Here is a 24,782-nt window from a genome sequence, read left to right on the forward strand (position 1 = left end):
CGTCTATTTAATAATACTCAAATAATACTATATAAATATATAATTAGTCAAAACCTTTTAAATTGTAATAACTAACAAATAAATTCTTTACTTATATCATATATCAAATTCTAATCTAAAACAAACTTTCTTATAGCTTTAGAAACTCCATCATTATAATTTGTATCCGTTATATAATTAGCTATTTCTTTAAGTTTAGGTACTGCATTTCCCATAGCAACTCCAATACCTGCATATTCAATCATAGAAATATCATTTTCATTATCACCAATACACAATATCTCTTCTCTGCTAATTTTTAAATCACTGGCTAATATTTCTACTGCTTTTCCCTTTGAAATTCCATTTGAACTTATTTCAACAGAGTATTTTCCTGCTCCAAAAATAGCTAACTCTCTTTTTTCTTCTACTTCTTTTCTAAATGAAATTATCTTATTTTCATTTTTTGAATAAATAACACACTTCACTATTTCATTGCTGAATTTTTTTAAGTTTCCTATAAACCTATTATAATTAAAGTATTTCTTAACTTTTATTCCATATTGTTTATCTCTATTTGTATGTGCAGATACACTTCCTATAAAAAAGCCTAAAAAATCACTTACTATTATAATATCTTTTGTATAAAAATGTAGGGTTACTTTATGCTTTTTAGCCAACTTTATAATATCTAAACAATTATCATAACCAAGTATGTTGCAAAATATCTCTCTTTCAAATCCTCTATCCATAATTACAGCTCCATTAGCTGCTATTACTGGACAATTTACACCAATCTTTTTTGATATTTGTACCGCATTATTATATATTCTTCCAGTTGTTATTACTATTTCAACTCCTTTTTCGTTAGCTTCTTGTATAGCATTTTTACAATTTTCAGAAATAACTTTTCTTCTGTTACTAAATAAAGTTCCATCTAAATCTATGCATATCATTTTTATATTCATAAGCTATCCTCATCAATATTCTATATAAAGTTAATATTAATAATTACTTTTTCTATGTATTTAATTTTATAACATCAATACTTTACTTTTAATTATATAAGAATTTATAAAAAAATATAAGCTATTACACTTCTTAAATACACTAAATATCTTTAAAATCTAAATAATAATTATTTAAAACTATAGTACTATATCATAATATAAAAAATAGAAAGAAGCTTGTGAAAACTCCTTTCATAAGCTTCTTTATAACACTACCTTTGCTCTTCTTTTAGATGTTTCACCATCATAATCAAAAGCTTCAATACTTATTGATATACTTGTTCCACTTGGAACATTAATTTTATCTCTCTTAATTATAAATTGAGCATCACTTTCGTCTACAGTTCCTACCCATGAATTATTAACAAATAAATTGTATCCTAATAAATCAACATCAGGTACCCTATTCCAAGTCACTACTATATTTCCACCTTCTTTATTAGCTTTTAATCCTGTAACAACACTTGGTTGTATTAATAAATCAATGTTGTTTGGCCCCCAGTTCGCATCAACTGGATTTCCAACTCCCATAACATTTGCATCTTCACTATATTGCCATATTCTCCACCTAGTCCATCCTCCTCCATCATTCGGATATGGTGGATTTCCAGGAATCTTAGTATACATAGCAATCCAAAGAGGCATATTCCTTAATGGAAATCCTCTTCCTGGAACTAAAAAGTTATCATATATCTCTACAAAAGCAGATGATACATAAAGCATTAATCTTCTTCTAGTTTTTCTTTCAAATCTTTTTCTAAACCTGTCTATCCAGTTTATTAAAGCAGTGGTAGAAATTATTTTTTCTTTAGGTTCTTCAACATCAAGAACAGGAAAAAGGTCTCCATAATCTTTACTTCCAAATCCTTGTTGTAATATATTTATAAAATCATCACATTGCATATCTGCTGTATTTACATCATAAGATGGAATTCCATAATGATATGCTCCAACTGGTATTCCAAAATTTCTTGCTTCACGTGCAAACTGTAGAAATTTCTTATCTACCCTAAACCTCCCAGTTCCTGAACCTGAAGATCTTAAGTATATAAAGTCTATTCTTGTTGCTAAAGTTGTAAAGTTAACATTTTGTGAATGCTCATTAATGTCTATGCCAAATAAACTTTTCTCATTTTTATTTTGCATATATCCTCCAAAAAAATAAATTATTCCTCCTTATTAAGATATTTATTTTTTTTTAAAAGTTACCTAATTTGTATAATATTTTTCACATTCTAACTTTACATAAAAGCTTATGTCTTCACCATAACATTCAGCCCAAATTTGACCACCATGTAAATTCACTATATTTTTTGATATTGCAAGACCAAGTCCTGATCCTCCACTTTTTTCATTTCTAGATTCATCTATTCTATAAAATCTTTCAAATAATTTAGATATCTTTTCTGATGATATATTCGCCCCCTTATTTCCTATAGACACAGTAACATATCCATCTTTCTCATATACTCCAATAACAATATTACCTGGCTTATATGAATATTTTATTGCATTAGTTAATAAATTTTCAAATACCCTTAACATCTTATCTGGATCTAATTCTACTAATATCTTTTCATCTACTATACTTTTAATTATAGATAAATTATTCTCCTCAAATAATGGAGTTAATTCATCTATTAATTGAAATAGAAATTCTGTTATATTTACTCTACTTTTATTAATTTTTATTCCATCATTGTTCAATTTAGTATATTCAAATAAATCTTCAATCAAAACTTTTAATTTTTCTGCTTTATTAAATGCTATATCTAAATACTCATCTCTAGTCTTTTCATTTTCATATCTACCATCCTTAACTAGCCCTATATATCCCATAATTGAAGTTAACGGAGTTCTTAAATCGTGGGAAACATTGGTTATAAGATCCGCTTTTGTTTTCTCAGATCGTCTTTCTGATTCCATTTTCTTATTTATTTCCTTAGACATATAATTTATATTTGTTGCAATATTTCGTATTTCATCATTACCCTTTTCCTTAATTAAATAATCTAAATTTCCTCCTGCAATTTGCTTTAGACCAAGACTTATCTCATCTAAATATTTCATTTTTTTATTTGTAACAATAATAAATATAACTACAAAAACTATACAAGAAAGAATTAATGCCAAAAATGAGTTACTAGATTCATGATATTCATATCTAATATAAGATTTTGGAGCTTCTTCATATACAAAATAACATCTATCTCCACCTATATTTACTGGATATACAAACTTAAGGGATTTCCCAGAATTATCATTATAATTTACATTACTAACTCCAGACATTAGTAAAAATATATCTATTTTATCTTCTATGGCAGCAGAAGATTTTTTTAGAACATTTCCATCTAAATCTGTTAAATACGCTTTAATTCCATCACTATAATTAACTGAATAAAAAAGTTCCTTAAAAAATTCATCATTTTTCAATGTAATATTTCCATCAGATTTTTGTATCCTTTCAACATAGCTTCTAGCTGAATTCTCTACTGCTTGACAGTCATAACTAATTATTGGAACTTTACTATCACTTTTCATCATGTTATTTAGGAATCCATAAAAAATAAATGATATAAGAAAGCATATAGCTACAACCATCATAACCTCAAATCTTATACTTTTCTCTATTTTTTCTTTTAATAAATCTAAATATTTTCTTATAGGATTAAAAATTCTATTTTTATATATTTTTTTCCCAAGTTTTTTAAGAAATCCTTCCTTATACTTTTTATCATTTATCAATTTTATACCCAACTCCCCATACTGTTTTTATAAATCTAGGTTTTCTTGGATTTTCCTCTGTTTTCTCTCTAATTTTTCTTATATGAACCATAACTGTATTATCTGATTCCATAAATTCCTGATTCCAAACACTTTCATATATATTTGAAATTGAAAATACTTTACCACGATTTTTTGCTAATAATACTAAAATATCAAATTCAGTTGGAGTTAACTTAATTTCATTGCCATCTATAAATGCTTCATGAGTTTCTAAATTAATTTCTAAATCTTCTATTTGAATAGAATTATTTGCACCTTCTTGTTTTGCTAAATTAGCACTTGGGTTTAATCTATAAAATCTTCTTAGTTGTGATTTAACTCTAGCTACAAGTTCTAATGGATTAAATGGTTTAGTTAAATAATCATCAGCTCCCATATTTAATCCTAAGATTTTATCTACATCTTCTGACTTTGCAGATAACATTATTATTGGCATTTCTCTTTCTTCTCTTATTCTCAAACATGCTTCAATACCGTTTAACCTTGGCATCATTACATCTAGAATTATTAAATCAATATCTTTTTCATACTTAATAATTTCTAAAGCTTCTTCTCCATCACCACATTTTATTGTTTCATATCCTTCACTTTTTAAATATATCTCAACTAAATCTCTTATTTCTTTTTCGTCATCTACAATTAAAATTTTTTTCACTTTATATGCACTCCATTCCCCTTTTATATTCATATCATAAATATTATCAGATTGGATAATTTTATTCTACTTACAACATCTTAATATAAAGTTCTATAACTTCTTAATTTTTTCTTAACAAAAAAAGATAAGTGCTATTAAACACCTATCTTTATTTTAAAGTTATTATCTCTTTTCTTTTAATGATTCTTCTATTATTAAATCTAATAATCCACTGAATTGAATATTTCTTCCTGCAGCACTCTTTGGGAAAAGACTATTCTTAGTCATTCCTGGCAATGTGTTCACTTCAAGTATATACGGAACACCTTCTTCAGTTATTATCATATCAACTCTTGAATAAACTACACACTTTAAAGCTTTATATGTGTCTAATGCCATTTTTTCAACTTCATTATGAAGCTTTTCTTCTAATTCTATAACAAACTCACTGGCTCCATCATCTTGATATTTTGCTGTAAAGTCAAAGAATTCCGCATTAGGCTTTATTGCAAGAACTGGAAACATCTCATCTCCTAATATAGGACAAGTTATTTCATCCCCTTTAATAAATTTTTCAATCATAACTTCTGTATCCCATAAAAAAGCTTCATTCACTGATTTTTTTATTTCTTTCTCTTCTTTTACAATAAATGTTGCAACACTTGATCCTCCATGAGTTGGCTTTACAACGACAGGATATCCAAGTTTATTAATTTCTTCATAGTTTATATCGTCACCTTTTCTTAGGTTAATCCATGGTGCTGTTCTAATCCCAGCTGCCTTTAACAAATTCTTAGTCATATCCTTATCCATGCAAGCTGCACTACTTAAAGGACCGCATCCTGAATAAGGTATATCTAATGTTTGAAGAACTGATTGCACTGTACCATCTTCGCCAAACTGACCATGAAGTGCAAGTAAAGCAAAATCTATTCCCTTCACCTTTTCTACAATATCTATTTTACTATCTATAACTATAGGTACTATTTCATATTTACTTCTATCTATATTTTCAATTATTGATTCTCCACTCTTTAACGAAATTTCTCTTTCTGAAGAAATTCCTCCCATTATTACTCCAACTTTCATACTGTATCGTGCCTCCTAATTAATATCACATTTATTATTCTATATAATTATATTCAATATTTTTTAGTTAATTAAGTACCACTCTTTTATTAAATAATCTATAAGGTGGTTTACTATTTCAATTTCTTGTTATATTTACACAAATCAGCTACTGGACATAATTCACACTTTGGTTTTCTAGCTATACAGCATCTTCTACCATGAAATATTAGCAAATGATGTGCAAGGGACCATTCCTTCTTCGGAAGCTCCTTTTGAAGCTGTTTCTCTACTTCAAGTACATTTTCTGAATCTGCAAGTCCTAACCTATTTGATACCCTAAATACATGAGTATCTACAGCTATAGATGGTACTCCAAAAGCATTGGATAATACAACATTAGCTGTCTTTCTTCCAGCTCCAGCTAAAGAAGTTATACCTTCCATAGTATCTGGGACTACCCCATTGAAATTTTCTTTTAATTGATTAAACATCATTATTAAATTCTTTGCCTTGCTCCTATAAAGTCCAATTTGCTTAATACGTGCTTCTAATTCATCGCTTTCAATTTTTAGAAATGCTTCTAAATCTGGATAATCATGAAAAAGTGTTTCAGTTACTTCATTAACCTTCTTATCTGTAGTTTGAGCAGATAAAATAGTTGCAACCAATAACTGAAATGGTGTTTCATAATTTAATTCACACTTTGCATCTGGATATGTTTCTTTCAGTGTTTCTAGTATTTTTTTTGTCTTCTGTTTCATTTACTTATATACACCTCTGTAACTTTCAGGCAATAATTCCGCAATTGATTTCATAATTTTGTTTAAGCACTTCTCATCATAAAGATGCTTATCTTCATCTTTATCTCTCTTATCAAGTACAACAGGCTTTCCAAATTTGATATTTACATCTGCAGTATGCCATTTTTCACTTCCCATATTTCCTGATTCGTTAATTGGTAAAAGCTTATCTGTTCCACTCATTCCTATAGGAATAATTTTTGCTTTTGTCATTCTTGCTAATAATAGTATTCCTTTTTTTCCTTCTATCATTGCACCTGTTCTACTTCTAGTTCCTTCAGGAAATATTAAAAGATTATTTCCTGCCTTCACCGTCTTAACCATATTGGTTATAGCTTCTTTATCTGCTGAATTAGGTTTAACAGCTATATGTTTAACTATCTTTGTTCCTAAATTAGTTATAGGATCATCTGTTAATTTAATTCCTGCAACAAAAAATGGATCAAAATCTTTCTTTAAAATTTTGTTTAAAATCAATCCATCTGAATTACTAAGATGATTACAGATAAATATAATAGGCTCTTTACTAGATTTTATTTCTTCATATCCTTCTATATTTAACCTTCCATATTTCTTTATATAGTCATTCGCAATTTTTTTTGCCAATGCAATTACCAAACTTTCTGGCATCATTTTTATTAACTTAATAGCTAATGGAGATAACATCTTACACCGTCCCTTTCCATTTTAACTATTAATATTATATTCTACTTGAAAATAAAAGTCTATGGATGAACTTCGAGATATATGTCGATTGCATCTCATTTTTTTAAATTTATGGAAATTAAAGTTCGCTTAATTATATTTTTACTGTACAATTTACTCAAATAAGTTTATTTCAAAACGACTAATAAATGAATAAAAAAAACAGCAACCTCTTAAGAAGCTGCTGTTTTTTCCATTTAAATTATCATATCATTGTAAAGCTTTTGTTTTTTACCTTTTTTAGACTTAATTTCAATTATAGTGGCATCTGTCTTTACTATATTTTTAGCCGGAGCTCCAACTGCTGTGGATTTTGAAACTACATCTTTTAAAACTACAGAATTAGCTCCTATCTTTGCCCCATCTCCTACATAAATAGGACCTAACACTTTAGCTCCTGCCCCTATAACAACCTTATTTCCTATAGTGGGATGTCTCTTTCCTTTATCTTTTCCTGTCCCCCCTAAGGTTACCCCATGATATATTGTAACATCATTTCCAATCTCAGCTGTCTCACCTATTACAACTCCCATTCCATGGTCTATAAATAAACCTCTTCCAATGGTTGCTCCTGGATGTATTTCTATTCCTGTAAAAAATCTTGAAGTTTGCGAAATAATCCTAGCCAATAAAAATATCTTATGCTTATAGAAAAAATGAGAAATTCTATATGCAATTAATGCATGAATTGTTGGATATAATAAAAATACTTCTAATTTACTTCGTGCTGCTGGGTCATCTTCCAATACTCTATTTAAGTCATAGTTCAAATTTTTAAACAATGCCTACAACCCCTTTGTATCTGTATTTACTAGTCATATAGTCCCATTGATATATACTTTTCTCCACCATCTGGCGCTATTGCTAATACCTTTTTTCCTTTTCCTATCTTTTTAGCTATTTCCATTGCTGCATAAATTGCTGCTCCTGAAGAAATTCCAACTAAAATTCCTTCTTTCTCTGCAAATTCTCTAGCTACCTTAAATGCTTTTGAATCTTCTACTTGTACTACTTTATCAATATATTCACTTTCATAATTTCCTGGAATAAACCCAGCTCCAATACCTTGAATTTTATGAGCTCCTGGATTACCACCACTTAATACTGGTGATGCCGCAGGTTCAACAGCTACAGCTTTAATTTTGGATATTTTCTTTTTTAAATTCTTTGATATCCCAGTTATTGTTCCACCTGAACCCACTCCAGCAACTACATAATCAAGATCACTTATATCTTTATATATTTCTTCTGCTGTTGTTTCATAATGTTTTTCAGGATTTGCTATATTCTCAAACTGTTGTGGTATAAAATATCCTGGTTTATCTTCATATTCTAAAGCTTTATCTATAGCTCCCTTCATTCCTTTGCTTCCCTCTGTTAATATAAGTTCAGCCCCATAAGCTTTAATTAAATCTCTTCTCTCTTTACTCATAGTTTCTGGCATAACAATTATTACTTTATATCCTTTTAATCTTCCTATTAAAGCTAATCCAACTCCTGTATTTCCACTAGTAGGTTCTACAATTGTCATACCTTTTTTTAGAATCCCATCTCTCTCTGCTTTTTCTATCATCCCAAGTGCAGCTCTATCTTTCACACTACCTCCTGGATTCCACTTTTCAAGCTTTACATAAACTTCTGCACTATTTTCATCTAATAAATTCTTAATTTTTATTATTGGTGTATTTCCTACAAGTTCTAACACATCATTATATATCATTTCAATTCCTCCTAAAACTTTATTACAATTCACAATTAAGTTTGAATTTCATTCAAAACTATCAGTAATATTTAACAAAAAAACTTCCCCTCTATAAATAATTATAGAGACGAAGTGATATCCGTGGTTCCACTCTAATTGGATTATACAATAATCCCACTTTCTTCAAGTACTAAAAATACTCTTCCACTATAACGGGCGGTACCGAAAAACCTTACTTTTTAGTTCAGGCCTCAACTCCAAAGGGCACTTCACATAAATTATAGATAAAAAGTTTCCAGCTGCCTTTTCTCTCTGAAATCTTAATTAATGTTACTTTCCTTTTTCATAGTTTTTAATTTTGAGTAATTTACTATTCTTTATATATTATTATATTCTTTGTTCTTTAAATGTCAACACTTTTAATTTAAATTTAAAACTGTATTATAACACTAATTATTATTACTTTTTCTATTCTTCTTTTTCCATAGAGGGTATAATGTTTCATCAACTAAATCATGTAACTGTATTATTCCTATAATCTTATTATTGTCATCAACTACTGGTGTTAATAACAAATCATATTTTGCTGCTTGTTCTATAGCTTCTCCTATAGGTTCATCATATTTTACTGTAGTTATATTCTCCTCCATAACATCTTTAAGCTTTAATGATCCTTCGCTTAAAATCAAATCCCTTAATGTTACAAGTCCCTCTATTTTATCTTCCTCATCTGTTACATAAATATAATATAAAACATCTTCATCTGGTTTCATTTCTTTTAATATCTCTATTGTCTCTTCAACAGTTAAATTTAATCCAAAAGATATAAAATCTTTAGACATAATACTTCCAACTGTTTCATCTTCATATTTTAAAAGTTCTTCAACTTCTTCAGCATCTTCTTTTTCTAGATTGAAAAGTACTTTATCTCTTTCTTCTTCTTCTAAATCATCTAAAAGGTCAACTATTTCATCATTATCCATATTTTCTAAAAGTTCAGCAGTTTTTGTTACTGATAGATCTTTTATTATACTTCCTCTATATTCATCTTCTATTTCTTCAAAAGTATCTGCTGCCAAATCTTCATCTAAAGATTCAAATACCTGTTTTCTTGATTTATCATCAAGTTCTTCTAATATATCTGCTAAATCTGCTGGATGTAACGTTGATAACTTTTTATATGGAACAGATAATTGAAGATTATTATTAACCATTTCTACCGATTCAACATCATCCCACATTAATACTTTATCTTCATAATCCTTCTTAATAGCCTTATATATGAATTTTCCAAGCTTTGGAGTTCCCATTCTTCTAAACATAGCTGCTGGACCTGTTTCTACTGCAACAACCCTATATTCTCCTGCAAGTTCTGCTATTCTTAAATCATTAACCCTAACTACTTTTTTTCCGTTTATATCCACTATTTTTCTATCTAATAAATGTTCAGATAAAAGGTATGAGTAAGTTCTTGGAAGTATTTCTCTACTTCCAGTTGTTTTTATCTTAACCCTATTTTTATCTTCATAAAAATTTATATTTTTAAATTCATAATGAAAGGTTACACCTTCCCTTTTTACTTTATATCCTATAACCCTTGGATATCCATCATCTGTAGTTACATAAATATCCTTCAGTTCGCCAAGTACATCATTAAACTCATCATAAATCTTATTCCCCAAAATTTGAGTATAAAGAAAAACTAATAATCTTTTCATCCAAGCGTCCTCCTCTTTCCTTTTGAGGGAAGCACTTATTGTTCTACACTAAATAATGTATGGTTCCCTCTAAGAAATGTTCTATTCAAATTTTCATTCTTCAGTTTATGAGGTCCCTCATCCATTATCTACACCACCTTTTAAATTTAACCATAAAATTAGCAGACCAAGGTCTGCTTTATAAAACTTCTATATACTTACATTATATATTTATCTATAACAAAAGGCAAAGGAATTTTCATTTAGAGACATGAAAATAAATAACAAGTCCAAATTTACCATCAATATTTTTCATCATGCAAGGAAACAGATTGGTCTCATAGCAAGCTATTAGATCAATCTGCTGACACAGGGTGATAGAAAATAGTCTGACGAATTGACTTGTTATTTTTTTGATTGTCCCTTATTATATATCAAAATGCTAATAGATTTGAATATACCCCTCTTGTATGATACTATAAGATGAAACTTTCAGAATATAATATGAATGGGAGTATAAGAAAATGATTTTAGCTAAAGAATTTTTACCAATTAGTAAAGAAGATATGAAAAAACGTAATATAGATGTTCTAGACTTTATTATTGTTACTGGTGATGCATATGTAGACCATCCATCATTTGGGACTGCTATTATAGGAAGAACTTTAGAATCTCAAGGATTTACAGTTGGAATTATAGCACAACCAGATTGGCAAAGCACTGATGATTTCAAGAAATTAGGTACACCTAAATATGGATTTCTAGTTAATTCTGGAAATATTGATTCTATGGTTAACCATTATACAGCTGCAAAGAAAAAGAGACATGATGATTTATATTCACCAGGTGGCAAATCTGGATATAGACCAGATAGAGCTGTTATTGTGTATTGTAATAAAATTAGAGAAGCTTTTAAAGATATCCCAATAATAATTGGAGGGATTGAAGCTAGTCTTAGAAGATTTGCTCATTATGATTATTGGAGTAATAAAGTTCGAAGAAGTATCTTACTTGATTCAAAAGCTGACCTTTTGATATATGGAATGGGTGAAAAAACTATAATTCAAATTGCAGAATTTTTTAAGTATGGTGGTAGCATTTCAAAGATGACTTCAATTAAAGGTACATGTTTCTTAACTAAGGATATTGAAAACCTTGATAAATATATAATATGCCCATCATATGAAGATGTAGCTAACAATAAAGATGCTTATGGAGAAGCATTTAAAACTCAATATTATGAACAAGATAATATCCGTGGAAGAGGAATTATCCAAAAGCATGGAGATAGGTACTTAGTTCAAAACCCACCTCAAGATTCACTTACAAACGAAGAGATGGATTTTACATATGATATGCCATTTATGAGAACTTATCATCCGATATATGATTCTCAAGGAGGAATTCCAGCAATACAAGAAGTTAAGTTTTCTATAACTAGCCATAGAGGTTGTTATGGATCTTGTTCTTTTTGTGCTTTAACATTCCACCAAGGAAGAGTTATTCAAACAAGAAATGCTGATTCTATAGTAGATGAAGCCAGGCTTTTAACCACTTTTTCTGATTTTAAAGGTTATATTCATGATGTTGGTGGTCCTACAGCTAACTTTAGACATAGAGCTTGCAAAACTCAAGCTGAACATGGAACATGTAGAAATAAACAATGTATGTTTCCTAAACCTTGTAAAAATTTAATAATTGATCATAAAGAATATCTCTCAGTTTTAAAAAGAATTAGATCAATTAAAGGCATAAAGAAAGTATTTATTAGATCTGGTATTAGATATGATTACTTAATTCATGATAAAAACGAAGCTTTCTTCAAAGAATTATGTGAACATCATATAAGTGGTCAATTAAAAGTTGCTCCTGAGCATGTTTCTCCTAGAGTTTTAGCCCAAATGGGAAAACCTACAAGAGAAGTATATGATAGATTTGTAAATAAGTACTTTGAAATAAACAGAAAATTAGATAAGAAACAATTTTTAGTTCCTTATTTAATGTCATCTCACCCTGGTTCAGATTTAAATGCTGCAATAGAACTTGCACAATATGTAAAACATATGGGTTATACCCCAGAGCAAGTTCAAGATTTTTATCCAACACCAGGTAGTTTATCTACAACAATCTATTATATTGGTTTTAACCCTTTAACTGGTGAAAAAGTCTATACTCCTAAAACACAAGAAGAAAAAAATATGCAAAGAGCACTAATACAATTTTCAGTGCCAAAGAATTATGAAAAGGTAAAAAAAGCTTTAATTATAGCTGGAAGAGAAGACTTAATAGGAAATGGTAAAGACTGCTTAATCCAAGCTACTACTCCTAGACATAACAAAAATAAAAAGAGTTCAAATACTTCTAATTCTTCTAGTAAGACTAATAAAAATTCAAATTATAGAAAAAATTCTAGAGGAAAGAAGAGAAACTAATAAAAGCTGTTTCAAGTCAATTGCTTGAAACAGCTTTTATAGATTGTCTTTTAAAAGTATTAACTGCTAGATTCATTATTATTATAAAAATTCCATCTCCAATTATAGGATATGGAAAAAATCTAATTCCACCTAAATACAATATATTCTCAACTATTACCATAGTCAGGGCTGTGATTAAATATATCATTCCATGTCTATTATTATTAGGTTTATCAAAAAAATAGACACAAAAAACAAGTAAAAATCCTACTAAAACTAAGGATATTAAATATAACATAGCCTCATTATTTACATTAATTATATACCCATATGTAGGATTAAATATAATTTTTCCCTTAAAGAAAATCATACCTATACAATAAAAACATAAAAGTATAGTTGCAATTATATAATTAAAATTAAAATTAAGTTTATCCCATCTTAAATATACATATGATAGAGCTAGTACCATTAATGGTATTGCTAAATGGTTTAGAAATAATAAAGGTTTTAAAAGATGAACAAATGTTCCACCTTTTATCACAGATAACAAAAATAGTCCTATATATCTTAATATAAATAAAATACTAACAAATGTCATATATAATCTTATTTTTTTAGGTGATAATCTCATATTCTTTAGTATTAATAGATAAAGAAAAAAAATAATAAGTAACAAAAAAATGTAATATGCAAAATTCACAAGGAGTCCTCCAAACATACTTTATTGTTACTTATTATTATTATTATCTATTTTATTTTATTCCTAAAACTTTAATTCCACCCTTTATACATTGTATATGAAGAGGAAAATCTGGTCCTTTTTCTCCATCAATATCAGTTAAAATGTCTTCATTAGATTCAATAATTACATCATCTGTTTTAAAGTAAATTACTTTTTCAGAATCTAAGTGGTCACCTTTAAGTATTTTTATAAACAAAGGAAGTATATCACGAATTGCTACTGCCTTAATTACTATAACATCAAGATATCCATCCATTAAGTCTGCCCTATTAGCAAGTTTAAAGCTACCAGCTGTTTGTCCGTTAAACACAAGAAATAAATACATTTCACCTTCATATTCTAATTCTTTAGCCTTAAGCCTTACCTTTAATTTTCTAAAATTAGGTATTTCTTCTAGTCCCTTTAAATAATATGCTAATTTTCCTATTGTATTTTTTAAATTCACATCAGTTTTTTGAGATATATCTGTAAACAAGCCAGAACTAGCTACATTTACAAAATACTTATTATTTATTTTCCCTATATCTACTGGAGTCGGTTCTGTAGATAATATTCGTTCACAAGCTTCTGTTACATCTTGAGGTATATTTAAAAAAGTTCCGAAATCATTTGCAGTTCCAACTGGTAAAATAGCAATAGGTAAATCTAATCCCTTATTTTTCATGGCATTAACTACAGAATCTACCGTTCCATCCCCACCTGCAACTAACACATATTTATAAGATTCATCTACAATATCAAATGCCTCTAAAATATCTTTATTCTTTTGTATTCTATATGGTACTACTTGATATCCTTTTTCTTGATGTAGTCTAAAAACATTATCTAATTCATGTAAAATTATATTTTCCCCTGAATATGGGTTATATATAAATCTAACTTTTTGCATAAATTACCTCCATTATTTAATCCCTAATAAGGATTATAACATCAATATAATGTAATGTCGAGAATCTCGCTTACAACTTTATCCCAAGGTTATCCTAAAATAACATTAAGTTTATCTTAATATATATTGTAACTCTTATATTATACTAATTTCTGTGCTATAATAATTCATTGTAATAATGTTTTTAGGAGTGATTATATGAGAAAAAGTTGTATTCCTAATATCTTTACCTTTATAAATCTTTCATGTGGAGTTATATCTTTATTATATACACATCTAGGTAATTATATTTTAGCAAGTATCTTTATACTTATTGCCGGTTTAGTTGATAGATATGATGGAAGAGTGGCTAGATTTTTACAAGTATCAAGTGAATTAGGAAAAGAGCTAGATTCTTTAGCAGACTTGGTATCCTTTGGAGTTGCCCCATCACTATTATTATATTTACTTTTTGGATTAGACAAACTTGGTCCTTATGGGATATTTGGTCTTATATTATTAATAACTTTACCAATATGTGGCGCCTTTAGATTGGCTAGATTTAATACTTCATCTTTTGATGGTGTATTTACTGGTGTTCCTATAACTATTATTGGTTGCTTTTTAGCACTATTTGCACTCATATGTAGTTCTATTAATAATATTTTTGTTCCAAATCTTGTAACTGCTATTTTAATGCTTATTGGATCTTATCTAATGGTAAGTAATTTACATTTTAAAAAATTATAAAACTATATTTGAAGAAGAACTGCCTTAATCATTAGACAGTTCTTTTCTAATTAATTATGATATTCTAATTCATTATGTATTTCAGTCTTAATACTTTCCTTTTCAGTATTTTCAGAAATAACTTCATTCTTTAAGAAACAATACTTAATATATGATTCTTCACATTTTTCAATTACCTTTAATAAATCATCAATTAATTCGCCAATTTCATGAATTCTATCTACAGCATCCTTAATTTCACTCTTTTTAGCTAATTGTACAGTATTTAGCTCTGCAGCACTGCTAACTAATAATCTATACATATCAACATAATTTCTAAGAAGAGTATTTAAATTATTTAAATCTTCATAGTGACGATGTATAACTTTATCATATCCCAAATTTAATTCACCTCTTTTAATTATCTAAATTGGCACTTTGGAAAGAAAGGAGCTGCTAAATACAGCTCCTTTCAAATTAACCAATTTCATTTTTTAAATACTCATCATCAGCTTCTTTAAAAACATCTTTCTCATCTGCATCTTTTTTAAGATTATCTTCTTCCTCCATGTTATCAAAAAAATTTGATTCATGAACCTTTACTACAGGAAAGAAAAATTCTTCTGGTATTCTATAAAACATACTAGCCTCCTTAGAAATTATTCTTTACTTTCTAAAGGTTTAAAATATGCTCTTGGATATTTACATAGAGGACACGATATTGGAGCTTCTTTTCCTTCATGGATATAACCACAATTCATACATTGCCATAAAGAAACTTCATCACTTTTAAAAACAGTATCATCCTTTATTTCATTTGCTAATTTCAAAAATCTCTCTCCATGAAACTCTTCAACTTCTTGTAGTTCCTTGTAAAAATCAGCTATCTCTATAAAACCTTCATCTCTTGCTATCTCTTCAAATTCTTTATAGATTTTTTTACTTTCATCATTCTCACCCATTACAGCATCTATTAAATTTTTTTCTGTTGATGAAACTTTTTTCAAAAACCTATTATACACTTCTCTTGCATGAGCTTTTTCATTTTCTGCAGTTTCATCAAAAATTTCTCCTATCCATCTATAACCCTCACATCGCGCACGATCAGCATAGAATGAATATTTATTTCTTGCTCTTGATTCTCCTGCAAAAGTTTTATAAAGACATCTTTCTGTTTTACTTCCTTTTAGATCCATTACATTTCTCCTAAGTATTCCTTCTATCAATAAATTATTCATATATCCTATTATTTGTTACTATCTAAAATTGTTATTTTTCCCTCCTCACAATTTATTGTGAATCCCTTACCATCCTTTGATTTGCTGATTAACTTTACAGTATGCCCCCACAAACCTTGTATATGTTTTAAAGTTTCTTTTGCATAAACAAGTTCAAGTTCACGACCATCATATACATGCTCTAAAACTAGAGTATTATTTTTCTTATTTAAATCTATCACTCTAATATAAGGAATCATTCCTAATCCACTATTAAAAGATAGATTATCTCTAATTTCTTCCCATCCGTATTCATCTGAAACTTCTTGTATTACATAATCAAAGCTTCTCTTTCCATATTGAAATAGATTTAAATCTTCACACAATTCTCTTGTTAAATATCTTCTAATAAATGAAGCATCTCTTTCTATTTCTCTAACTTCAAATATCTTTTTCCTACCATATCTCTTTTCTAAATCTTGAAAAATTTTAAATCCAATATAATAAGGATTAAGACCTCCAATCATTGGAGCAACTACATCATTATGTCTTTTTAAAAATTCAATGTGCAAGTCATCAGACAAGTTTAATTCTTTTAATATAGTATAGTGCCAAAAGCTAGCCCATCCCTCATTCATAGTTTTAGTCTCAATTTGTGGTAAGAAATATTCAGCTTCTCTTTTAACTATCTTTAAAATATTTCTTTCCCAATCTTCTAAATCTCCATGCTCAATTATAAATCCTACCAGATCATCATACGGTTCAAGTGGAACCTTATCTAAATCAGGCAAATCTATAACTTTATTGGAATCCAATATTCCTCTATTATCTACTTTCCTTTTATATTCATCAATTATATCTCTTCTAATTTCAGCATCAGTTCTTTGCTTTTGTCCAATTACACGTCCAACATTCAACTTTATAGCATGAGCTGAATCTAAAATTCTCTCAACTTTCTCATATCCAATACCTGGAGTATTTATATAATTTCTTATTGTGTCTGCATCTAATTTAAATAGTTCTAATGAATATTTAGCTCTTGTTCCCTCTTTGAACAATCTATTATTCTTAAAAAAATCATTATGTCCATAAACATGCGCCATAGTTAATATCTGTAAAAGCAAAGTATTTTCTCTCATCAAATATGCCAGACATGGATCAGAATTTATTACCATCTCATAAGGCAACCCTGTTAAATTTAAAGAATATAAAGTTTTATTTTTTTCATACGATTTTCCGAAACTCCAGTGTGGATATCTAGAAGGCATACCTACGTATGCCTCATATCCTAACATTTCATTAAATCCTATTATCTCAAATTCTTGAGGGTAAAAGTCTAATCCAAGTTCAGTAGCTTTCTTTTCTATTTTTTCATTCCATTTCATCAAATCCTTAAGATTATAATCCACCTTTACTCCTCCTTTAACTCTTTGCTTAGCATAAGTTTTAATGCATCCCACAGATCTTTTTTCTCTTTTACTATAACAGGAACAAAATTATTTAACTTTATTTCCTTAGAAAATCTATAATACATAGTAGTTGAATAAGTTGATGGTAATAACTCCGCATACCCAAACATATTACTTATTTTACTTAATTCCTTTACAGCAATCATAGCTTTCTCATTATCTTCAGTCCAGTTATCACCATCTGAAGCATATACAGGATAAATATTCCACACAGTTGGAGGATACTTTTCCTTTATTAACTGTAAAGCTAAATTTAAACCACTTGAAATATAAGTTCCACCTGATTCTGCCTTATGGAAAAATTCATACTCATCTACTTTTTTTGCAATTGTTGTATGAGATATAAATTCAAATGCAATATTGTTATATTTTCTTCTTAAAAACTTGGATAATACAAAGAAGAACGATCTAGCTAAAAACTTTTTAGAACTATCCATAGAGCCTGATACATCCATGATGAAAATCATAACAGCATTACTTTCACGTTTTGGCTTTTTCTTAACTCTATAATATCTTAAATCTTCTTCTCTAAAAGGAAATCTTCCAATATCCTCTTCAACATCTTCTTCTTTTAAAGCTCTAATTTTCCCTTGTTTTCTTGCAATCTTAGACATTACAGTCTTCTTTTTAGCTAGTCTTGGATTTATCCCATATCTTTGATACCCTTGTTTTTTGCCTGCTGATTCTGTTACTATTTCAGAATATTTCTTTCTATCTAAGTTAGGCAAATCTAAATCTTCAGTGATATAGTCTAGTAATTCTTCTAAAGTGATTTCTGTTTCATAAATATCCTCACCTTCATTATTGCCAGCTCCTACACCACCTTTTCCTGCTCTCGAATCTTCTGATCCAATTTTTTCTCCTCGTTTTTCTTCACCAGTTCCAGAAGCAACACCTTTTGTGTTTTTTCCATAAACAAACTGATATTCTTTAATTCCCCTTATTGGTATCTTAAACTTTTTATTCTTACCTTCTCCTATAATGCTTTCTTCTGATAAAATATCACCTAAATTTTCTTTGATTGATTTATCCACTAACTGCCTATGTCTTCTTCTATCTTCAATGGATCTATCGTGATCAACTATATTTTCACTATTATCCCTAAAGATGGCCATTATTCTATTAATCCTTCCATAAATTATTAGCGGCATATTTTAATATAACATCACAACAATGTAAGCAGTAGCCTTTACTCTTCATTTCATCAACCATAGCATTATATTTCTCAGTTTGTTCTTTATCTCTTACTCGAGATTTTGTTACTATTCTTGAAAGATCCTTAACTGAAGCTATAAGCTTCTTTTCAATTGCTTCCTTTAATGGTTCATATGAAGTATAATCAATTTTTCCACCATTTCTAACTAGATAAAACATATAAGAAGTAACATCAGCTCTAAAACCTTTACTAGAGGATTCTGATACCCCTATTTGTTCTTCTATATTTCTCATAAATTCTTCATCTGGATTTAATTCTTCTCCAGTTGAATTATCTTTAATCTTACTCTTATTAACAAAAGCTTCTGCATTATCAATGTAGTTATTAAATAAACTTTCAGCCTGTTCTCTAAATGAATGTATAAATGCCTTAGTAATTTCTTTTTCAAGAACCTTATTATATTCTTTTCTAATGGTATCTTGTATAAAACCTAAATACTTCTTCTTATCATCAGAACCTATATCCATTTCTTTAATAGATTTTATTATACTTTCCATAATACTTAATGGATTTATACAATCATATTCAGAATTAGATAATGCATTATCTATTGCCTTAACAATAAACCGTGTAGATATTCCCTTCATGCCTTCATAAGAACCTGCTTCTTCCTTAAGTTCTATGATATCTATCCTCTTAGTTGTCCCTTTTTCAACTATTTCTTCCCCATTATATATTTTAAGCTTTGTCATAGGGTCAGCTTTAGCTGATGGGCTAAGTCTAGAAAGAATAGCAAACATTGCAGCAACTTCAATAGTATGTGGTGCTATATGAGCTTTGAAATTACTCTTTTTGAGTATTTTTTCATATATCTTTTTCTCTTCATCAAGTTCTAAACAATATGGAACCTCAACCTTAACTATTCTATCTAAAATTGCTTCATTAGTATGATCAGACTTAAACTTATTCCACTCTGCCTCATTTGAATGGGCAACTATAACTCCATCAAAATAAATCATTGAGCCTTTACCTGGTGAAGGAACAGATTTTTCTTGAGTTGCAGTAATTATTGTATGAAGATACTCAACATCATTCTTAAATACCTCTATAAACTCAACAAGCCCTCTATTACCTACATTAAATGCTCCATTTAATGAAAATATTCTAGGATCATCTTCTGAATACATATCCATCTTTGAGATATCTACAGATCCAGTAAGTATGGATGTATCTTGATTATTTGGATCTACAGGTGGAACTACCCCAATGCCTTTCCTAGACCTAATAGAAAAAGTATTTGTTACAATTGGAAATTCTTCATACCTACCTCCATATTCATGTGTCAACTTATATCTGCAAACAGGGCATAAATCTCCTTCAATTTGCACTCCAAGTAACTCTTCAAACTGAGGCCTTAAATGTTTAGGTATAAGATGTAAAGGTTCTTCATGCATTGGGCATCCTTTAATTGAGTAAATTGGTGAGCAATCCTCTAATGCCTTTTTTAAGCTTTCAACCAAAGACGATTTACCTGCACCAACTGGTCCAACTAAATATAAAACTTGTCTTGCTTCCTCACCTTTCATAGCAGCAGAATTGAAATAATTAACTAATTTCATAATAACTTTATCAATACCATAAAAATCATCTTTGAAAAATCCATATTTTCTTATAGTTTCATTACCATATATTTTTTTTACTCTTGGATTTTCTTCCCCCTTTAAGACTTCAACTCCTCTACTTTTAATAATTTCATGCATCCTCTTATGTGCAAGCATTGCTACATCTGGATTTTGTTTTACAATTTCTAGGTAATCTAAGAAAGTTCCCTCAAACCTCTCCTTGTTTCTATTTTCTCTATCATTTTCTATAAATTCTTTAAAGTTCATATACACTCCCTCCTTATAGTAAAATATATTCATAAAAAGACTGAATGTATGACTTTTAAATGTAAGTTTGTTATATTTCATTTAATTTTTAATAATTTGTTCTCCTTAATCTTTTTTAATTGCATAGTTAAAAGAGATTTGAACACTTCCTTATAATAACTAAAATTCCTCTATTGAGAGTCCAATATATATTTTTTATTAAATCTAATTTAGAACATATAGATTTTTATGAAGATATTAATTTATATCATTTCAAGTAAACTCTAACAATTGAAATATAATACAAATAATTATATAATCATACTTATGTGCTGCCTACTTTTTCAAAATTATAATATTTCATACATAGGAGGTTAAATAATGAAATTTATTTATAGTACTTTAAAAAATCCAAAACTTTATTTATATGTATTAATATTTACTATTATGTTTTTATTAACAAGTAATATGTACTTTACTCCTGATGAATATAATTATAGTCATATCCCTTGGACTGATATTAAAATTTCATCATTAAGTGATATACTTTATTCACAAAAAATTCTTTATTTAAATTGGACTGGAAGAATAATAGTTCATTCTCTTATTCAGTTATTTCTTTTTATAGGTAATTATTCTTTTCCTATTATAAATTCATTGATATTTTGTATTTTTATTTACTTAATTTCAAATTTCATTTCCATAAAAAAAACACCTTACATTGTACTTTTAACTTTTGCTCTTATTTGGATTTTAACTCCAGTATTTGGTGAAACAACAATATGGCTTTCTGGAGCAATCAATTACTTATGGCCTAGTACATTGTTATTATTTTTATTAAATATTTACTCTAAAAACAAAATAAAAACACCTTGGTTAATGCTAATTGCTTTTATTACTGGCGCTACCCATGAAATGATATTTATATGTGGTGGAACATACCTATTATTAGATTTATGTATTAACAAATTTAACCGTAAAAAGTTTTTAATATTTTCATGTTTTTTAGTTGGAGGTCTGTTTTTAATATTAGCTCCTGGTAATTTTATAAGAGCCTCTCACACTTCATCTATTTTAAGAAAAGTTAATATTATAAAAATTTTAATTGGACTAATCTTATTTTCAATAGCAGTCTTTATAAATACAAAGCTTAAAGATATCTTTATTAGATATGTCTATATACTTAAGAAAGGAAATAGAATAAATATATTCTCTTATTTATTTATTTTATTTTTTTTCATCTTATTAATATGTAACATATCAAACAACAATTATATAAATAGCATTTTATTTAAAATATATAACTTAAAATTTATACTAATATTAATACCTCTATTTACTTTTCTAATTTTAAAATGTATAAAAAATGATATACCAATTGAAAGGTTGTTATTTAATATTAATTTACTTTTTGTTGGATTAATAAGTTCGCTGGCTATGAATGTTATGCCTGAATGTCCTAGTAGAAGTTTCTTTTTAAGTTGTACTATTATTAATATTGCTATAATAAATTTATTTTGCTATTTAGGACTTAAGAAATTATATTTTTTAAATTCAGCAATTTTTATACTTTGTTTTATAACTTTATCATTAACATTGCATTACTACATTATTTCCTTGGGATCTTGGATTAAAGAGTTTAACACTCAAATTTCTAATGATATTTCTTCTCAAATAATATTACAAGTTCAACCTAATCCTGTATCTTTAATAAATAATTACTATACTTCATCACCATTTTCTATCAATCCAAACTCAGTAACAAACTGTTATGCAGCTAGATATTATAAACTTAAAGAGATTATTGGAATCCAAGAAAATACTAATACTATAAAAATTGAAAAAGATAATCTTGATAAAAATTCTATTTATTTTGAATTTACAAATTCAGATGGAATCACCGAAAAAAGTTATCCAGAAAATGTTTTAGTGGACTCTTCAAAATCTGAATTAGATTCAAGACAAGCTTATATACTTATTCCTTCTGATGCCACAAATGTAAAATTAATAAATAATAGCAATTTATTAATTATAGATAATGATATTACTACTTATTCATTAAATTAAAATAATAGCTGAAAAGTAATTAACTACTTTTCAGCTATTATTTTATATCAACTCTTATTTATAATTTTTAATAATTCATCTCCATACCTTTGGACTTTCTTTTCTCCAACACCTCTAATCTCAAATAACTCATCCTTATTCTTAGGAAGTTTGTTAACTATTTCAATTAAAGTAGCATCTGAAAATATTATATATGGCTTAATTCCATCTTTATTTGCTCTATCTCTTCTCCAGGTTTTAATTACATTAAATAACTCTTTATTAATTGCAGTATCTTCTTCCTTAACCCTTAAGAATACACCTCTATCTCCTGTTAAAATCTCCATAGACTTTTTATTTAGCCTAAGCATAGAATATGTTCCTTCTTTAAGATTTACAAAACCTTGACTTAACATTTCCTTTATCAAGCCTCTAATAAAAGATGTACTATAGTCTTTCATTAATCCAAAAGTGGTTATTTCATCTAGGCTGTTTTGAATTATTTTTGGACCTTTAATTCCTCTTAATATATCTATTAAAACTGATATTCCATAACTTTCTCTAGTTCTATAAACTGTAGCAAGTATCATTTGTGCTTCTTTTTTTAATTCTCTCAGGTTATCATCTGCTAAACAATTGCTACAATTTCCACAGTAATCTTTACTCCATTCACTATTAAAGTAACTTAAAAGACTAGTTCTATAACATCCTGCCTCTTCACAAAAATCTATTAATGATTGTAGCTTTCTAAGGGCAATCTCTCTTCTATTTAAATTGCTACTATTATTAATAATAAATTCTACTCTTCTTATATCTTCTCTGTTATAAAACATATGACAATCACAATGAGCTCCATCTCTACCACCTCTACCTATTTCTTGGTAGTAACTTTCTAAATTTTTAGGTATAGTACAATGAATAACATATCTTATATTTGATTTATCTATCCCCATTCCAAAGGCATTTGTAGCTATCATAGTATCAAATCTTTCATATAGAAATTCCTCTTGATTTCTTTTCTTATCTTCATCACTTAGACCACCATGATAAATTCCCACACTATACCCTAAATCTCTTAGATAATAATGTAAACTTTCTGCTTCTTTTCTAGATAAACAATATACTATCCCAGACTCTCCTGAATGTTCTCTTAAAATATCTTTTATTCCTTCTAACTTATCCTCTTCCTTATATATATTAATAGCTAAATTCTCTCTATTAATATTCCCAATAAAAGTATAAGGATTATTTAATGATAATAATTTCATTGAATCTTCTTTAACTTCTTCAGTTGCTGTTCCAGTAAAGGCTGATAAAACTGGTTTATTATCTAAGCTTTCTATAAAAGGTTTTATATATCTATAACTAATTCTAAAATCATGTCCCCACTCTGATACACAGTGAGCTTCATCCACTGCTACCTGAGATATTTTTAGAGATTTAATCATTTGTATAAATACCTTAGATTCAAGTCTTTCTGGGGCTATGTAAATTAATTTATATAAACCTAATGAAGCATCTTTAAGTATCTCTTTTATATCATCTATACTTTGTGTACTATTTATATATGCTGCTTCTATTCCACTATCTTTTAATCCATCCACTTGATCTTTCATTAGAGATATAAGAGGGGATATAACTATAGTAATACCATCTAGAATAAGAGCTGGTATTTGATAGCATATAGATTTTCCTGCACCAGTAGGCATTATACAAAACACATCTCTTTTGGATAGAATACTCATTATTATATTTAATTGTCCTACTCTAAAATTATCATAGCCAAAAAACTTCTTTAATGCATATTGTGCTTTTTCTCTATCATTCATATATTTATCTCCTTATCTCCTTTTATAACTCTTATCTATTTTACAATATT

At 28.1% G+C, this 24,782-nt stretch carries 22 protein-coding genes and 1 other annotated feature; of the genes, 3 read left to right on the forward strand and 19 right to left on the reverse strand.

Annotation, left to right across the window (positions count from 1 at the left end):
• Positions 1-110: 110 nt before the first annotated feature.
• The 10 genes from NNC19_RS14355 to NNC19_RS14400 all read right to left on the reverse strand — a co-directional run bounded on the left by NNC19_RS14355 (position 111) and on the right by NNC19_RS14400 (position 10,412).
• The gene (locus tag NNC19_RS14355; RefSeq protein ID WP_310939349.1) at positions 111-947 is read right to left on the reverse strand and encodes a Cof-type HAD-IIB family hydrolase; all 837 of its coding nucleotides are present in this window, start codon (positions 945-947) and stop codon (positions 111-113) included.
• A 246-nt stretch (positions 948-1,193) separates the two neighbouring features.
• Positions 1,194-2,135, reverse strand: a complete 942-nt coding sequence (locus tag NNC19_RS14360) for a glycoside hydrolase family 25 protein (RefSeq protein ID WP_310939350.1) — start codon at positions 2,133-2,135, stop codon at positions 1,194-1,196.
• A 63-nt stretch (positions 2,136-2,198) separates the two neighbouring features.
• Positions 2,199-3,737, reverse strand: a complete 1,539-nt coding sequence (locus tag NNC19_RS14365; protein ID WP_310939351.1) for an ATP-binding protein — start codon at positions 3,735-3,737, stop codon at positions 2,199-2,201.
• Positions 3,727-4,434 (reverse strand): response regulator transcription factor, encoded by a 708-nt coding sequence (locus NNC19_RS14370; RefSeq protein ID WP_396136434.1) that lies wholly within the window; start codon positions 4,432-4,434, stop codon positions 3,727-3,729. The genes NNC19_RS14365 and NNC19_RS14370 overlap by 11 nt, the downstream gene beginning before the upstream one ends.
• A gap of 165 nt (positions 4,435-4,599) precedes the next feature.
• Entirely contained in the window at positions 4,600-5,505 is a 906-nt protein-coding gene (locus NNC19_RS14375) for a D-alanine--D-alanine ligase (RefSeq protein ID WP_310939353.1), read from the reverse strand.
• A 113-nt stretch (positions 5,506-5,618) separates the two neighbouring features.
• Positions 5,619-6,248 (reverse strand): endonuclease III, encoded by a 630-nt coding sequence (gene nth / locus NNC19_RS14380; RefSeq protein WP_310939354.1) that lies wholly within the window; start codon positions 6,246-6,248, stop codon positions 5,619-5,621.
• On the reverse strand, positions 6,249-6,953 hold the full coding sequence (locus NNC19_RS14385) for a lysophospholipid acyltransferase family protein (RefSeq protein ID WP_310939355.1): 705 nt from the start codon (positions 6,951-6,953) through the stop codon (positions 6,249-6,251).
• Between the two features lie 236 nt (positions 6,954-7,189).
• Entirely contained in the window at positions 7,190-7,774 is a 585-nt protein-coding gene (gene epsC, locus NNC19_RS14390) for a serine O-acetyltransferase EpsC (RefSeq protein WP_310939356.1), read from the reverse strand.
• Positions 7,775-7,803: 29 nt separating this feature from the next.
• Complete coding sequence (cysK, locus tag NNC19_RS14395; protein ID WP_310939357.1) at positions 7,804-8,712, reverse strand: cysteine synthase A; 909 nt, start codon at positions 8,710-8,712, stop codon at positions 7,804-7,806.
• Positions 8,713-8,814: 102 nt separating this feature from the next.
• Positions 8,815-9,050, reverse strand: a binding site (T-box leader).
• Positions 9,051-9,143: 93 nt separating this feature from the next.
• Positions 9,144-10,412 carry a magnesium transporter MgtE N-terminal domain-containing protein gene (locus NNC19_RS14400; protein WP_310939358.1) on the reverse strand — a complete coding sequence of 423 codons (1,269 nt, stop codon included), beginning with the start codon at positions 10,410-10,412 and terminating at the stop codon, positions 9,144-9,146.
• 503 nt (positions 10,413-10,915) lie between these two features.
• Between NNC19_RS14400 and NNC19_RS14405 the strand changes: the two genes are divergently transcribed.
• On the forward strand, positions 10,916-12,823 hold the full coding sequence (locus NNC19_RS14405; RefSeq protein WP_310939359.1) for a YgiQ family radical SAM protein: 1,908 nt from the start codon (positions 10,916-10,918) through the stop codon (positions 12,821-12,823).
• A gap of 16 nt (positions 12,824-12,839) precedes the next feature.
• On the opposite strand, the gene NNC19_RS14410 is transcribed toward NNC19_RS14405, so the two are convergent.
• Positions 12,840-13,508, reverse strand: a complete 669-nt coding sequence (locus tag NNC19_RS14410) for a hypothetical protein (RefSeq protein WP_310939360.1) — start codon at positions 13,506-13,508, stop codon at positions 12,840-12,842.
• Positions 13,509-13,560: 52 nt separating this feature from the next.
• Positions 13,561-14,439 (reverse strand): YegS/Rv2252/BmrU family lipid kinase, encoded by an 879-nt coding sequence (locus tag NNC19_RS14415; protein ID WP_310939361.1) that lies wholly within the window; start codon positions 14,437-14,439, stop codon positions 13,561-13,563.
• 198 nt (positions 14,440-14,637) lie between these two features.
• On the opposite strand from NNC19_RS14415, the gene pssA reads away from it, so the two are divergent.
• The gene (gene pssA, locus NNC19_RS14420) at positions 14,638-15,168 is read left to right on the forward strand and encodes a CDP-diacylglycerol--serine O-phosphatidyltransferase (RefSeq protein WP_310939362.1); all 531 of its coding nucleotides are present in this window, start codon (positions 14,638-14,640) and stop codon (positions 15,166-15,168) included.
• 50 nt (positions 15,169-15,218) lie between these two features.
• Here the strand turns inward: pssA and NNC19_RS14425 are convergent, their stop codons facing one another.
• From NNC19_RS14425 to NNC19_RS14450, 6 genes are all read right to left on the reverse strand, one after another.
• Positions 15,219-15,548: a hypothetical protein gene (locus NNC19_RS14425; RefSeq protein WP_310939363.1), complete on the reverse strand. Its 330-nt coding sequence runs from the start codon at positions 15,546-15,548 to the stop codon at positions 15,219-15,221.
• A 76-nt stretch (positions 15,549-15,624) separates the two neighbouring features.
• The gene (locus NNC19_RS14430; protein WP_310939364.1) at positions 15,625-15,789 is read right to left on the reverse strand and encodes a hypothetical protein; all 165 of its coding nucleotides are present in this window, start codon (positions 15,787-15,789) and stop codon (positions 15,625-15,627) included.
• Positions 15,790-15,806: 17 nt separating this feature from the next.
• The gene (gene rbr, locus NNC19_RS14435; protein ID WP_310939365.1) at positions 15,807-16,343 is read right to left on the reverse strand and encodes a rubrerythrin; all 537 of its coding nucleotides are present in this window, start codon (positions 16,341-16,343) and stop codon (positions 15,807-15,809) included.
• Positions 16,344-16,393: 50 nt separating this feature from the next.
• The gene (locus NNC19_RS14440; protein ID WP_310939366.1) at positions 16,394-17,773 is read right to left on the reverse strand and encodes a SpoVR family protein; all 1,380 of its coding nucleotides are present in this window, start codon (positions 17,771-17,773) and stop codon (positions 16,394-16,396) included.
• A 2-nt stretch (positions 17,774-17,775) separates the two neighbouring features.
• The gene (yhbH, locus tag NNC19_RS14445; RefSeq protein WP_310939393.1) at positions 17,776-18,948 is read right to left on the reverse strand and encodes a sporulation protein YhbH; all 1,173 of its coding nucleotides are present in this window, start codon (positions 18,946-18,948) and stop codon (positions 17,776-17,778) included.
• A gap of 7 nt (positions 18,949-18,955) precedes the next feature.
• Positions 18,956-20,878: a PrkA family serine protein kinase gene (locus tag NNC19_RS14450; protein ID WP_310939367.1), complete on the reverse strand. Its 1,923-nt coding sequence runs from the start codon at positions 20,876-20,878 to the stop codon at positions 18,956-18,958.
• A 360-nt stretch (positions 20,879-21,238) separates the two neighbouring features.
• Here NNC19_RS14450 and NNC19_RS14455 point away from each other — a divergent pair, with 360 nt between their 5' ends.
• Positions 21,239-22,924: a DUF6056 family protein gene (locus NNC19_RS14455; protein ID WP_310939368.1), complete on the forward strand. Its 1,686-nt coding sequence runs from the start codon at positions 21,239-21,241 to the stop codon at positions 22,922-22,924.
• A gap of 47 nt (positions 22,925-22,971) precedes the next feature.
• Here NNC19_RS14455 and recQ read toward each other — a convergent pair whose 3' ends face one another.
• Positions 22,972-24,732 carry a DNA helicase RecQ gene (gene recQ, locus NNC19_RS14460; protein WP_310939369.1) on the reverse strand — a complete coding sequence of 587 codons (1,761 nt, stop codon included), beginning with the start codon at positions 24,730-24,732 and terminating at the stop codon, positions 22,972-22,974.
• Positions 24,733-24,782 lie beyond the last annotated feature (50 nt).

The organism is Clostridium sp. SHJSY1 (genome assembly GCF_031626875.1).
Lineage (GTDB): Bacteria > Bacillota > Clostridia > Clostridiales > Clostridiaceae > Clostridium.